The organism is Kocuria gwangalliensis (assembly GCF_039544365.1).
Classification (GTDB): Bacteria; Actinomycetota; Actinomycetes; order Actinomycetales; family Micrococcaceae; genus Kocuria; species Kocuria gwangalliensis.
Genome location: NZ_BAABLN010000002.1, coordinates 73,566 through 87,696, shown reverse-complemented (window position 1 = coordinate 87,696; position 14,131 = coordinate 73,566). Strand labels below are relative to the sequence as shown.

11 protein-coding genes are annotated in these 14,131 nt (G+C 66.0%); all 11 read right to left on the bottom strand.

Features of this window, described 5'->3' with window-relative positions:
* Positions 1 to 57: 57 nt before the first annotated feature.
* Positions 58 to 885: a YggS family pyridoxal phosphate enzyme gene (locus tag ABEA06_RS01665; protein ID WP_303381761.1), complete on the bottom strand. Its 828-nt coding sequence runs from the start codon at positions 883 to 885 to the stop codon at positions 58 to 60.
* Positions 882 to 1,643, bottom strand: coding sequence for a polyphenol oxidase family protein (locus ABEA06_RS01660; protein ID WP_345310348.1), 762 nt, complete (start codon positions 1,641 to 1,643; stop codon positions 882 to 884). The genes ABEA06_RS01665 and ABEA06_RS01660 overlap by 4 nt, the downstream gene beginning before the upstream one ends.
* A gap of 108 nt (positions 1,644 to 1,751) precedes the next feature.
* Complete coding sequence (ftsZ, locus tag ABEA06_RS01655; RefSeq protein ID WP_303381763.1) at positions 1,752 to 2,999, bottom strand: cell division protein FtsZ; 1,248 nt, start codon at positions 2,997 to 2,999, stop codon at positions 1,752 to 1,754.
* Positions 3,000 to 3,254: 255 nt separating this feature from the next.
* A complete protein-coding gene (locus ABEA06_RS01650) occupies positions 3,255 to 4,280 on the bottom strand; it encodes a cell division protein FtsQ/DivIB (protein WP_312395326.1) in 1,026 nt (341 codons plus the stop codon).
* A complete protein-coding gene (gene murC / locus ABEA06_RS01645; RefSeq protein WP_345310347.1) occupies positions 4,280 to 5,689 on the bottom strand; it encodes a UDP-N-acetylmuramate--L-alanine ligase in 1,410 nt (469 codons plus the stop codon). The genes ABEA06_RS01650 and murC overlap by 1 nt, the downstream gene beginning before the upstream one ends.
* A 44-nt stretch (positions 5,690 to 5,733) precedes the next feature.
* Complete coding sequence (gene murG, locus ABEA06_RS01640) at positions 5,734 to 6,858, bottom strand: undecaprenyldiphospho-muramoylpentapeptide beta-N-acetylglucosaminyltransferase (RefSeq protein ID WP_303381766.1); 1,125 nt, start codon at positions 6,856 to 6,858, stop codon at positions 5,734 to 5,736.
* Complete coding sequence (gene ftsW, locus ABEA06_RS01635; RefSeq protein WP_303381767.1) at positions 6,848 to 8,275, bottom strand: putative lipid II flippase FtsW; 1,428 nt, start codon at positions 8,273 to 8,275, stop codon at positions 6,848 to 6,850. Before ftsW ends, murG begins: the two co-directional genes overlap by 11 nt.
* A complete protein-coding gene (gene murD, locus ABEA06_RS01630; RefSeq protein ID WP_303381768.1) occupies positions 8,275 to 9,813 on the bottom strand; it encodes a UDP-N-acetylmuramoyl-L-alanine--D-glutamate ligase in 1,539 nt (512 codons plus the stop codon). The genes ftsW and murD overlap by 1 nt, the downstream gene beginning before the upstream one ends.
* Positions 9,810 to 10,943, bottom strand: a complete 1,134-nt coding sequence (gene mraY / locus ABEA06_RS01625) for a phospho-N-acetylmuramoyl-pentapeptide-transferase (protein ID WP_303381769.1) — start codon at positions 10,941 to 10,943, stop codon at positions 9,810 to 9,812. Before mraY ends, murD begins: the two co-directional genes overlap by 4 nt.
* Positions 10,940 to 12,451 (bottom strand): UDP-N-acetylmuramoyl-tripeptide--D-alanyl-D-alanine ligase, encoded by a 1,512-nt coding sequence (locus ABEA06_RS01620; protein WP_303381770.1) that lies wholly within the window; start codon positions 12,449 to 12,451, stop codon positions 10,940 to 10,942. The genes mraY and ABEA06_RS01620 overlap by 4 nt, the downstream gene beginning before the upstream one ends.
* Positions 12,448 to 14,106 carry a UDP-N-acetylmuramoyl-L-alanyl-D-glutamate--2,6-diaminopimelate ligase gene (locus ABEA06_RS01615; protein ID WP_345310346.1) on the bottom strand — a complete coding sequence of 553 codons (1,659 nt, stop codon included), beginning with the start codon at positions 14,104 to 14,106 and terminating at the stop codon, positions 12,448 to 12,450. The genes ABEA06_RS01620 and ABEA06_RS01615 overlap by 4 nt, the downstream gene beginning before the upstream one ends.
* Between the last annotated feature and the right edge of the window lie 25 nt (positions 14,107 to 14,131).

Here is a 14,131-nt window from a genome sequence, read left to right as displayed (position 1 = left end):
CCTCAATCACTGGACGGGTGCGTGCAACACTCACCCGCAAATTTATCTCTCTTTACGCTACCGCACGGTGGGACGCGGCCCGAGGACATCCGACCCGATGCGCACGTGAGTGGCTCCGGCCGCCACAGCAGCCTCGAGGTCCCCACTCATGCCCGCCGAGATGGCTCCGGCCCCGGGGTATTCCCCCTGGACATGCTGGGAAATGCTCCAGAGCCGCTCGAAGGCATCTCGCGGTTCACCATCCTGCGGGGCCACGGCCATCACACCGGCCAGTTCGAGCCCGTCGGTCCGGTCGATCAGCCGAGCCAGTTCGGCCACGTGTGAGGGGTGCGCTCCCCCGCGCTGCGTGCCTTCCTCGGCTGACGGGTCCAGGTTGACCTGGATACAGCACTTGAGATCGGCCGTGGCACACGGGCCGGCGGTGACATCACCGGCTGCTACCGCCGCGCGATGATTGGCCACGGCCTTGCCCAGGGCACCGACCAGCGACTCACGGTCCACGGAATGCACCCACGATGCGTAGCGCACCACGCGCTTTGCCTTGTTGGACTGCAACTGACCAATGAAATGCCACACGGGTTCACTCGTGCCGGGCTCCCGCCCGGCCAGCGACTCGGCGACCTCCAGCGCCTTGGGCAGCGCTTCCTGGTCCTTGTTCTCGCCGACGGCGCGCACCCCCAGATCGCGTAGGCGCACCACGTCCTGGGCGGGGAAGAACTTGGTCACGACAATGAGCGACGGCAACTCACCGCCGTGGGCGCGGTCCTCGGAACGCTGCTCGGATGCCGCTAGGATTCGTTGGCGCACGGAGGACAACCGTTGTGCCAGTTCCGCGGTGCGGGCCACGTTGTCATCACCCGGTTGCTGATCGTCGGCGGTAGTCACGGTGTGTCCTTTCCCGCGGGTTCGAATGCTGGTGGCACCCACACGATTCCCGCATGGCGAGAAGTGGTCTTATCGCGTCGATAAGAGTACAGCTGGGTGTGCTCCAGCGTGCACCAGTCCGAGCGAGCGGAGCCGGGGTCAGCGACTCGCACCCGGAGTCCTTCGAGGACGCGGCGTGCGGTGCCCGGCAGGTCGAGTCCCGGACTGTGCCAGGAGGTCTCGGTGTCGATACCGGGTAGCATGCGCGCGGACTCCGCCCGCATGTCTTCCGGCACTTCGTAGCACGCACCACAGATGGCCGGGCCGATCCACCCGGTGAGCGTGGTAGCACCACGCTCACGCAGTGCTCCCACGGTGTTCTGCAGCACGCCGTCGAGCAGTCCGCGCCTGCCGGCGTGGGCGACCGCGAGGAGCGGTGTATCGGCTCCGGGGCGCTCGGCAACAAAGATCACCGGAAGACAGTCAGCGGTCAAGACGACAAGGGGCGTCCCGTCCTCACTGATCGCGGCGTCCGCCACGGGCGCCTCGAGCGGAGTCGACCTGGACGCGCTGCCGTTGGATGCGAAGGTCACCACGTCGGTTCCGTGGACCTGATGCATGTACCGCAGGGAGCCGGCCGCCAGACCTAGCCCGACCTCGAGTGCCCTCCTGTGTGCCGCCACCTGGGCGGGGTCCGCCCCGGTGTGCGCCGCCAGGTTACCCTCGGTCGCGTCCGTGAACGCCACGGCCGCGCCGGCGAATCGGTCGGTGAACCACACGAGACATCATCTCCTCATTGCAAAACTGCGGGGTGGATACCGCCAAGCGGTACCCACCCCGTGATTCAGTCTCTCGGGTGTCTACCCGGCCAGCAGAACCCGCTCAACTCACTTCAGGAAATCCGGGAAGTCCAGGGAATCCTTCCGGGACGAGTTGGCCGAGGAAGGGGTGGACTCGCCCTCGGCGGGCAGGTCCACGTCGAAACCGGCGTCGTCCGGGATGTCGTCCTGCTGGGACTGCCGGGAACCGAAGGACTGCGAGTTGTTGTTGCCGTAGGAGGAGCCACCGCGCTGCGGGGAACGGCCCACGCCCGAGGGGCGTGAGGCGTCGCCGCCGAAAGCCGCACGGGTATTGGCCGCCTGGCGATCCGCAGGAGAAGAGTTGTTGGCATTGGTTTCCTGCGACACGGAGTCGAAACCGGCCGCAATGACGGTCACGCGTGCCTGGTCACCCAGGGCATCGTCGATCACGGCACCGAAAATGATGTTGGCCTCGGGGTGAGCCACTTCCTGCACCAGGCGCGCGGCCTCGTTGATCTCGAACAAACCGAGATCGGAACCACCCTGGATGGACAACAGCACACCGTGGGCGCCATCAATGGACGCTTCCAACAACGGCGACGCGATGGCGAGCTCGGCGGCCTTGACCGCGCGGTCCTCGCCCTGTGCCGATCCGATACCCATGAGCGCGGAACCCGCACCCTGCATCACCGACTTCACGTCCGCGAAGTCAAGGTTGATCAGGCCCGGGGTGGTGATCAGATCGGTGATACCGGAGACACCGGACAACAGGACCTGGTCTGCGGACTTGAAGGCGTCCAACATGGACACGTTGCGATCGGAAATGGACAGCAGCCGATCATTGGGGATCACGATGAGCGTGTCCACTTCGTCGCGCAGGGTTTCAATACCGTTTTCGGCCTGGTTGGAGCGACGCCGACCCTCGAACGTGAACGGACGGGTGACCACGCCAATGGTCAACGCACCCAGCGAACGGGCGATGCGCGCCACCACGGGTGCGCCACCGGTACCGGTGCCACCGCCCTCACCGGCGGTCACGAAGACCATGTCGGCGCCCTTGAGCACTTCCTGAATTTCCTCTTCGTGGTCCTCGGCTGCCTGGCGTCCGACATCGGGGTTGGCGCCTGCGCCGAGACCGCGGGTCAATTCGCGACCGACGTCTAGCTTGACGTCAGCGTCCGACATCAACAGCGCCTGGGCATCGGTGTTGATGGCGATGAACTCAACGCCGCGCAGACCTTCTTCGATCATGCGGTTGACAGCGTTGACACCGCCGCCGCCGATGCCGACCACCTTGATGACGGCCAAGTAGTTCTGGGGGGTTGAGGAGTCCATATGCACCTAACTCGCGTGGGGCTTGCCGATATCCAACGTGCGAATCCAATAAGATCAAGAGTCACTTGAAACTTGAGCAATTTACACACGCGGGGAAACATCGATTTTCATGTCGCCCTTAGAGTACCAATCACCCGGAGGTTCTCCCTATCACGATCGGTTGTGTTTCCTGATAAGTCGCCGTTTCCGCTGATCAGCGGGGCATCCGGTACATTCAATCTGAGCTTGACACTGAGGTATGGGATCGAGACACGGTCACTTAATGGTCGGGTGCAGGGGAGCTGAAACGTCGTACTCGGTACCGTCCGCCGTGTCCTCATCGTTCACGAGAGCCGCGAGCACCTGTGCCTTCAACTCACTGTTCGAGGAATCCCCCCAGATCGCCTTCCGGCCGTCCGCAAAGGTCAACTCGACCGCTGATTCCGACGGCGCAGCGGCCGTGTCGAGCTGGCTCAGGACGTTGGCGGGCAACGAGGCGAGGACATTGGAGATCGCGGAGAATTTGTCGGTGCTCAGCACGTCCCTGCCACCCTCGATCATGGGGACGTCGGGCCGGTCCTGCTGCCCGTAGGTGGACAACTGCTTGCCCTGAGAATCGACGAGGATCAGCTCCTGTCCCTCCTGTACCGTGGCCACCCCCACGCGTTCGTGCAGCTCCACCGTGATGGTGTGGGGAGGTTTCAGGATCACATCCACGGACTTCACCTGGGGAACGTTGCCCACGGCCTCACGCACCTCGTCCTTGGAAATCCTGGTCAGTGGTACACCCTCGAACCGCTGTAGGGCGTCCTCGACATTCTGGGGGTTGGTCAGGCGCGCGCCCTCCACGTCGATGGCGCGGGTGGCGAACAACGGTGAGAAGAAGACGAGACCCACGAACAGACCCGCCGCCAGTAATGCACCGAGCAGGGCGAGCCACCGGTTGCGGCGGAGCCGGCGGTGGGAACTGCGTGGAAAGGCCACCACGGTGTCCGGATCATCGTCGGTGGGTTCCGCCTCGGTCACCGCTGACTGCGCCTTGGCCACCCTGCGGCGCTGGCGCCAGGACGAGAAACGGCTCCCCGGGACCGGGGTTTCTTCCAGCTGCCCGGTGTCCACGCGGGACACTTTGGACTCGTCGTTGACGCGCACCCGCACCGGTTCGGGTTCGAAGAACTCGCCCGAATCGTCGTGAGTCGGACGGTCGAATAGATTCTCCTCGCCCGCTCGCGAATCCGCATGTTCCGCAGAATCCGATTCCCGACCCAGACGCGGTTGGTGGGGTGGAGTGGGCCTGACCATCAGTTGAGCGCCAATCCGTTCACGATCTGGGGACCCAGCGCCGTGACGTCACCGGCCCCGATCGTGAGGATCAGGTCACCCGCCCCCGCCGATTGCAGGACGGCACCAATGGCTTCTTCCGCCTCCGGCGTGGACGCCACACGACCGGATGCGGCGAGCTCCGCAATGCTGTGCCCGGTCACGCCCGGAATGGGTTCCTCGCGCGCCCCGAAGACGTCCAGGACGTACGCGCGGTCGGCGAGTTCCAACGCTGCGGCGAATTCGGCAGCGAACTCGCGGGTGCGTGAATACAGGTGTGGTTGGAAAATTGCGTGCACCTTATGCTCTCCGGCCACTTCACGGGCCGCCGTCAGCGCGGCCTGGACCTCGGTCGGGTGGTGGGCGTAGTCGTCGAAGACGCGGACCCCGCGGGCGGTGCCTTTCAGGTCGAAGCGGCGGGCCGAGCCGTGGAACCGGCCCAGACCGTCGATGAGTGCCTCCGGCTCCGCACCCGCGGCCACACCGGCCGTGAACGCTGCCGCGGCGTCGGCAATGTTGTGGGCTCCGGGTACCAGCAGGTCCAACTCGAGTGAACGAGCGTCTTCCCCGGCCAGGGCGAAAGTGAGGGTGCAGTGCGAGCCCACGCCCCGCGCCTCCACATCGGAGATGTGAACGTCCGCGGCGCGGTCCAGCCCGTAGCTCAACACGGCCTCACCGGTCTGACGACGCCGCTCGGCCAGGTTGCGCGAGCCCTCGTCGTCCAGGCACACGACCAGGGTGCCGCCCGGGCGGATGGTCTCGGCAAACCGGTCGAAGGACGCGAAGAATTCTGCGGCCGAACCGTAGTGATCCAGATGATCCGGTTCCACGTTGGTGACCACGGCGATCTCGGGAAGGTAGGCGAGGAACGAGCCGTCGGACTCGTCCGCCTCGGCCACGAACCACTCGCCGTCGGCGAATCCCGCGTTGGCACCCAGGTCGGCCACGAACGCGCCAATGGCCCACGACGGGTCGAGGCCCGCCGCGCGGAAGGCAACCGTGGCCATGGAACTCGTGGTGGTTTTCCCGTGCGTTCCGGCCACGGCCACGACACGTTGCCCGTGCATCGCGGACGCCAGTGCCTCCGACCGGTGTACCACGCGCAGGTCCTGCTCACGCGCGGCCGCGAGTTCCGGGTTGGTGGGCTTTATGGCGGTGGAGACCACCACGGTCCCGGCACCGGCCACGTTCTGGGCCCTCTGACCCACGAACACCGTGGCTCCGAGCTCTTCCAGTTCGCGCAGCCCCTGGGAGTCCTGCGCATCCGAACCGCTCACGGGTACCCCGCGGGCCAGCAACAACCGGGCCACGGCGGACATACCGGCCCCACCCATGCCAATGAAGTGGACACGCCCCAAAGCGTGGGGGTCGAGCTGGACCTGGGGGTTCACGGTGGTCTCCTCCGAACGGAAATAGTGAGTGATCGGTGACTAACTTAACGCTGCGGTGCGTGGTCCAGCACCAGCTGCGCCATGGTCCGGGCCGCGTCGCGAATACCGTGGGCGGCCGATGCCCGAGCCATTTTTTCCAGACGGGGGGCATCGGTGACCAGGGCGGCCACCGTAGTGCGGTAGTAGTGCGCGGTGAACTCGGAATCCTTCACGAGTTCTGCGCCCCCGGCGGCCACCAGCGACCGCGCATTGAGCGCTTGCTCCCCGTTGCCAATGGGCAACGGCACGAAGACCGCCGGCAGCCCAACGGCTGCGACTTCACACACGGTGGCGGCACCGGCGCGGGCCACGAGCAGGTCCGCTGCCGCGTAGACCTTTTCCATCCCGTCCACGTATTCCGTCTGCACATACCCCGGTGCCCGCAGCAATTCTCCGTCACCGGTGCGCACCTCTTTGGTCCGGCCGGTGACATGCAGCAACTGGTAGCCGCCGCCTGCGACTTCCCGTGCGATGTTCGCCACGGTGCGGTTCATGGATTGGGCACCCGAGGATCCCCCGGTCACCACCACGGTGGGCAGGTCCGGTTCGAGTCCCAGTTCTTCGCGTGCCCGGGCCCGCAGGGCACCTCGGTCGAGCTCGGCGATTTCTTGGCGCATGGGCATGCCCACGGCCACCGCCCCCTTGAGCGGAGTCTCGGGGAAGGCGGTGGCCACCACGGACGCGAACCGGGCACCCACGCGGTTGGCCAGGCCGGGACGGGCGTTCGCCTCGTGAATGATCACGGGAATCCGACGCCGCGCGGCCGCCAGGTACACGGGTGTACACACGTAGCCACCCACGCCCACCACGACGTCCGCCCGTTGGGAGTCGAGAATGCGCCCGGCCTGCTGGACCGCGCGGTTCAATCGCCCGGGCAGGCGCATCAGATCTGCGGACGGGCGGCGCGGCAGGGGTACGCGGTCGATCAGTTCCAGGGGAACCCCCGCGGCCGGCACCAGGCGGGTTTCCATTCCCGACGCCGTACCCACCGCGCACACCGACGCCGCCGGAGCTGCCTCCCGAATTGCCCGGGCGATGGCCAGGAGCGGGCTGATGTGTCCCGCTGTTCCCCCACCGGCGAGCACCACGTGCACGGCCCGGCGGTCGTTGTTCAGTGGATCACTGGTCAAGGTGTGCCTTTCCCTCCTGCGACGTCATGCGCCGCAACCATTCTGGTCCCCGACGTCGCGGCTGGTGGTCCTCGGCGGCTTCGTGTGCCTCCTGCCGGTCCAGGATCGTGGAATTGATGCCGACCTCAACCGAGCGGGGGACCCGGGCGAAGGACATCACCACGCCCACCGCCATCAGGCTGATCAGTAACGCCGAACCACCGTAGCTGATGAACGGCAACGGAATGCCGATGACGGGAAGGAGGCCCGTGACCATGCCGAGGTTCACGAACGCCTGACCCACGATCCACGTGGCCACACACGCGGTGGTGATCTTCACGAAGATGCTGCGGGTCCGCAGGATGATGCGCGCCATGGCGATCACGATGATCGCGAAGAACAGCAAAATGATGGCCGTTCCGAGCAGCCCCAGTTCCTCACCGATGATCGAGAAAATGTAGTCGTTGTGCGCCTCGGGGACGTAGTTGTACTTGAGTCGGGACTGCCCCAGGCCCACGCCCCACCAGCCACCGGTGGCCAGCGCGTTGAGGCCCTGTTGGGCTTGCCAACACGCATCCGTGGCACCGCATTCGCCGAACAGCCAGCCCGTGATTCGATCAACGCGGTGCGGGGCGGTAACGATCGCCCCCACACCGAGCACGGCACCGAGTACGGCCGCACCGGCAAAGATTTTCAGCGGGGCCCCCGCGAAGAACAACGCAGCGGCGTAAATCAACACGAACACGATCGCGGTACCCATGTCCCCGCCGGCGGCCACCAGGCCGGTGGGTACCAGGAATCCCAGGGCAGAGGGCCACAGGGCCTTTTTCCAGTCCCGGATCTCATCGCCCTGTTTGGCGAACTGCGCCGCAAGCCATACGCACAGGGCCAGCTTGGCTGCCTCGGAGGGCTGGACGGTCATGCCGCCCAGATTCAGCCAGTTGCGGTTACCGTTCACTTCCTGGCCGATGGGTGTGAACACCAAGAGCAATAAAAACACGCCGAATCCCCACAGGCCCCAGGAGAACTTGCGGTAGATCCAGGCCGGGACGAAGGAGAGGCCAATCATTGCAATGAGGCCCGCTACGCCGAACATGGCCTGGCGCTGGAACAGGAAGTAGGCGGAGCTGTCCTCGGCAATAGCTTCAACGGCCGATGCGGAGAGCACCATCATCATGCCGATCGCGGTGAGCATGAGCACCGCCCCGGCCAACGCCCAGTAGGAATGGAACAGCGGCCCGTCGACCAGCTGGTGCCACAGGTGACGCAGTTTGGTGGTCAGGGGACGGTCTCCCCCGTTGCCGGCCCGCACCACACCCATGTCGTCCTCAGGCATGCCGGGCGGCGTCTGGGTTCCGTGTGCGGGAGTGACCACGGGGTGGTCGACCACGGCGGCGTTACGTGGGGTGGTGGAACCCCGGCCAGGACGTTTCGCCATCACAGTCCCAGTTCCTCGCGCACGCTGTTCATGAAGGCGTCACCGCGGTCCGCGTAGTCCCGGAACTGATCCATGGATGCGGCGGCGGGAGCCATGAGCACGGTGACGTGCGGTGCCGCGAGCGTGCGTGCTTGCTGCACGGCCACGCGCATGGCAGCGTGCCCGTCCTCCGGGTCCACGGCGGAATCGACAGCGCCGGGGCCCGATGTCGTCACCACCGTCACCGCGGGAGCATAGCGTTCCAGTGCGCTCAGTAAGGACTGGTTGTCGGTTCCGATCAGGATCACCGTGTGCAGGCGCGAGGCGTGGCGTTCGACAAGTTGGTCGTAACTGACGCCCTTGGACAGCCCACCGGCAATCCAGATGACCGAGTCGAAGGCCGAGAGGGAAGCCTGGGCAGCATGCGGATTGGTGGCCTTGGAATCATTGACCCAGCGAACGCCGTCGGACTCGGCAACCAGCTGGATGCGGTGGTCCCCGGGTTGGAATGCGAGCAGCCCGTCCCGGACCGCTTCCGGGGTGACCCCGGCGGCGCGGGCCAGTGCGGCCGCGGCCAGGGCGTTGGCCACCACGTGTCGCGTGGGAAGCGCGCCGGTATCGGCCACGTTGCCCAGTTCGGCGGCGGTATTGGCGCGGTCTTCCACGAAGGCCCGGTCCACCAGCAGGTCCTCCACGACTCCCACCATGGACAGATCCGGGGAGCCTGTGGTGAAACCAATGGCGCGGCAGCCTTCTTGAACGTCCGCCTCCTCCACGAGTGCCACGGAGCCCTCTTGTTCCGCGTTGTACACGCACGCCAGTTTGGTGTTCTCGTACACGCGGGACTTGTCGGCCACGTAGTTCTCGTACCCCTCGTGCCAGTCCACGTGGTCCTGGGCCAGGTTGAGCACCACGGACGCCAAGGGGGCCAGTGAGTGAGCCCAGTGCAGTTGAAAACTGGACAGTTCCACGGCCAGGACGTCGTACTCGACCGGATCACGTAATGCGTCCAGGATGGGGGTGCCCACATTGCCCACGGCAATGGCTTTGAGTCCCGCGGCCTGGAGTATGGAGGCGGTCATTCCCACGGTGGTGGTCTTGCCGTTGGTTCCCGTGATGCACACCCACTCGGCGGTCTTGCGGCCCGCGCGTTCACGCACGCGCCACGCCAGTTCCACGTCACCCCAGATCTGGACGCCTTCTTCCCGGGCAGCAGCCAACAAGGGATGCGTGGGTGGGAACCCGGGCGAGGTGACCACCAGGTCCGGGCGCTCACCGGCCACGTCGGGAACGTAGGTCATGGCGTCCTGGCCGAGGTTGATGTCCAGGGCGCCCACGATGCGCAGGGTGTCCGCGCGTTGTCTGTTACGCGCGGTGTCATTGCCGTCCAGGACGACCACGCGGGCACCGAGCTCAATGAGGGTGTCCGCGGCGGCAAAACCGGATACACCGATTCCGGCCACGACCACTCGCAGCCCGCGCCAGTCCGCATCCCAGCTGGTCAGCCCGGCCAATCGGGGGTTGCCCACCATTGGATTTTCATTGCCGGCGTGAATCATCGAAGTGCCTCAGCTCCGGGGAAAGCCCCTCCGTTGTGAATCAACCAGTCACCGTAGAACACGCCCAGCGCCGCGGCGACGAACAGCCCGGCAATGATCCAGAATCGCACCACGATGGTGACCTCTTGCCAGCCCTTGAGCTCGAAGTGGTGCTGCAACGGGGCCATTTTGAAAATGCGCTTTCCGCCCGAGAGTTTGAAGTAACCCACCTGCATGATGACGGACAGCGTAATGATCACGAAGAGACCGGCAATCAGGATCAGGAGCAGCTCGGTGCGGGAGAGCACCGCGAATGCTGCCAGCGCGCCGCCGAGCCCCAGCGAACCGGTGTCTCCCATGAAGATCTTGGCCGGTGCGGTGTTCCACCACAAGAAACCGATCAGGGCTCCCACCAGGGCCGCCGCCACAATGGCCAGGTCCATGGGGTCACGCACCTCGTAACAGGCCGCCTGGTCCACGTTCTCGCACAGGTGCCCGGACTGCCACAGAGCGATCAGCATGTACCCGCTGAACACCAGGATGGACGCGCCCGTGGCCAGGCCGTCCAGGCCGTCCGTGAGATTCACGGCATTGGTGGTGCCGGTCGCGATCAGGTTGACCCAGATGATGAAAAGGATGGCGCCGATGATCGGTCCGGCGAAGGCCAGATCAACGTTGGTGTCACGGGTCCAGGAAATTGCCGTGGAGGCGGGGGTGTTACCGGCCGCGTCCGGGAAGAACAACACCAGCAGCGCGAAGGCCACTCCAATGGTGCCCTGCAGAATCATTTTGCCGGCCGCGGTGAGCCCCAGGTTCTGCTTCTGGGCGATCTTCTTGTAATCATCCAGGAAACCCACCGAACCCATGCCGAGCATCAGCCCCAGGGCCAAGAGCCCGGACACGCTCATACCGCCGTTCTCGGGCCAGGCCAGAACGCTCACCACGTGGGTCACCGCATAGGCCGCCACCACGGACAACAGGATGGCCACCCCGCCCATGGTGGGCGTGCCCCGCTTGGTCTGGTGGCTCGTGGGGCCGTCATCGCGAATGTACTGGCCGTATCCGCGGCGGGCCAGCATCTTGATCAGCGCGGGGGTGCCGAAAATTGAAAAGACGAGGCCCAGCCCCGAAGCCATGAGCAACTGAATCATGCCGGTTCGTCCCCTGTGCCGTCGATGGTGCCGTTGGAGGTGGCCGCCTGGCCGGACGCTGCCGCCGCGACCCGGTCACCCAGGTGGTTCAGACCCGCTGCATTGGAGGATTTGAACAACACGATGTCACCCGGTTGCAGTGCATGCATGAGGTAATCCTCGGCGTCCTCCGCGGTGGCCACCCACTGGGCCTCGTCTCCCCACGAACCCTCCAGGGTTGCGGCGGTGAAAATGGGGCGGGCAATGTCCCCGACCGCCACGACATGCGAGATGTTCATCCGCACCAGGAGCTGACCGAGCGCATCGTGCGCCGCGACCGACTTGTCCCCCAGCTCGTACATTCCGCCCAACACGGCCACGGTTCGACGCGGTGCGCTCTCACCGTCACCGCGTCCCATCTGGGCCAGCGTCTGCAGGGCAGCGCGCATGGACTGCGGGTTGGCGTTGTAGGCGTCGTTGATCACGGTGACACCGTCCGGGCGCTCGATGCGCTCCATCCGCCAGCGCGACTGGGCTCCCCTGCCATGGAGGCCGGCGACTATGGCCGGCGCCGGGACACCCGCGGCGAACGCCACCGAGGCCGCGGCCAGGATGTTGGCCACGTGATGGGCGCCGATGAGCTGGGATTCGATGTCGTGCGCAGAACCGTCCGGCAGGTGCAGGGTGAACCGCGGGCAACCGTCGGCTCCCACCATCACGTTCTCGGCCCACACCCGCTCATCTTCGTGTTCGGGTGTGTGGGGCGCGGAACCCAGGCCGAAGCTCAGGATCCGGGCCTGCGTTCGGGTACGCATCTGACGCACGCGGGCGTCGTCGTCGTTGAGGACGGCTGTGCCCGATGTGGTGAGACCCTCGACCATTTCGCCCTTGGTGCGGGCAATGTTCTCCACGCCACCGAATTCACCGGCGTGGGCGGTGCCCACGCACAGCACCGCACCGACGTCCGGGCGGACCATGTTGCACAGGTATTCGATGTTGCCCAGATGATTGGCACCCATCTCGATCACGAAGTAGCGGGTGTCCTCCTGCGCGGTGAACACCGTGAGGGGTACGCCCACCTCACCGTTGTAGGAATTACGCGGCGCAACGGTGGGTCCCTGTGACCCGAAGATGCCCGCCAGCAGGTCCTTGGTGGTTGTTTTACCCACGGAGCCCGTGACCGCCACAACGGTGACCGGGTGCTCCGCTCGGAGGCGGTCGATCACGTTACCGGCCAGCGCGCCCATGGCCTCCACCACGTCGGGAACGAGAACACCGGGGTAGGCCTCCCCCGCCTCATCCGCTATCTCGTGCTGCATCACATGGAGCACGGCGCCGGCGGCTGCGGCCTGCGGCACGAATGCGTGGCCGTCCGTGGTGTCGCCGGGCTTGGCAACGAACAGGGTGCCCGGTGTGACCTCACGGGAATCGGTGGTCACCGCGGTGATCACCACGGCCTCCGGGTCCTGGACGCCCACCAATCTGCCTCCGGTGGCCCGGGCCACCTGAGCTGCGGACAGGGGAATCATGACTGCTCCTTACGACTCGAGTGCAACGCGTCCAACGCCGCCGTGAGCTCCACGCGGTCATCCAGGGGATGAGCCACGCCGTTGAGATCTTGAAAAGTTTCGTGGCCGCGGCCGGCCACAATGATGGAATCCTCGGGCCGGGACAGGCGCACCGCGGTGTGGATGGCCACCTCACGAGGCGCAATCACGTGCACCTCGGCGGCCCTCGCGCCGTGTTCCTGGGCGGCTCGCGCACCCTGGGCAACCTGTTCGCGGATCGGGGCGGGATCCTCGTCATGCGGATCGTCGTCCGTGATGATCACAATGTCCGCGCCCTCGGCGGCAATCCTGCCCATGATGGGCCGTTTGGTCTTGTCACGGCGTCCCGTGGCACCGAACACGATAATGGTGCGGCCACCGTCCTCGGTGGGTTCCACCGATTGCAGGGCCCGGGCCATGGCGTCCGGGTTGTGGGCGAAGTCCACGACGGACGTGGGCCGCGTTCCGATCAACTGCATCCTGCCGGGCACGTCCGTGGTCAGTGGATCATGGTCGTCCAGCGTCTTTTGCAGGGTGTCCAGCTCCACTCCCGAATCCAGCACCATGAGTACCGCCAGTGCCGCATTGGCCACGTTGAAGTCGCCGGGCAGTGCCGTGGACACCGACAGTTTCCGACCATCGCGGTGTTGCAGGGTGAACGCGTGGCCAATACCCCGCCGGGTCAACGAATCCAGTGTCCAATCGGCGCCGGACCGGTCGGGGCCGGCGTGGGCGTCGTCCCCGATGTTGCCGCGCAGGGCCACCGAGGTGACGTGTTCCGCTCCGAGATTCTCGCGTGCCCGGCGGGCCATTGCCTCGCCCCACGTATCGCCCTCGGTCAGCAGGACGACGGCGCGCTCGGTGCGTTCGGCGGTGAACAGCTGGGCCTTCACCTCGAAGTACGCCTCCATGGACCCGTGCAGGTCCAAATGGTCCTGGGTGAGGTTCGTGAACCCCGCCACGTCGTAGTGGACGCCGTCCACGCGGTGAAACTCCAACGCGTGGGAGGAGACCTCCATGGCAGCGGCGTCGATACCGCGCTCACGCATGAGGGACAAGAGCGAGTGCACGTGGGGTGCTTCGGGAGTGGTGAGCTTGGACGGAATGGGAGTGTCCCCGGCCAGGATCTCAATGGTCCCGATCAAGCCCGTGGAATGCCCCAGCGCCCGCAGGATGGAATTCACGAAGTACGTGGTGGTGGTCTTCCCGTTCGTACCGGTCACGGCGAACAGTTTCTGGGCGCTGGCGTCCCCGGGGTGGGAGTTGTAGATCTCGGCCGCAACGCGACCGGTCCAGGCCCTCGGATCCGCGCTGACCAGCACCGGGAGCTCCACGCCCGCTTGCGCCACGAGCTCCGCACCCGCGGCATCGGTGAGAATGGCCAGGGCACCGGACGCGGCGGCGTCGGCGGCGAATGTCGCACCGTGAACATGTGCTCCGGGAAGAGCCGCGTACAGGTCTCCCGGCTGGGTCTCGCGAGAGTTCAGGACCACTCCCGTCACCCGCGTCTCCCGGGCACCGGGGGAAGCCACGATCTGCGCGCCCGTGAGGCGGGCCAACTGCTCAACAGTGTGCGCCACGGGACGGGACGGCCGCGCGGACTGCGCGTCGGGTCCCTGGTCGGCAGATTCAAGCATGAAATTCCTTTTCAATGAGCTGTCG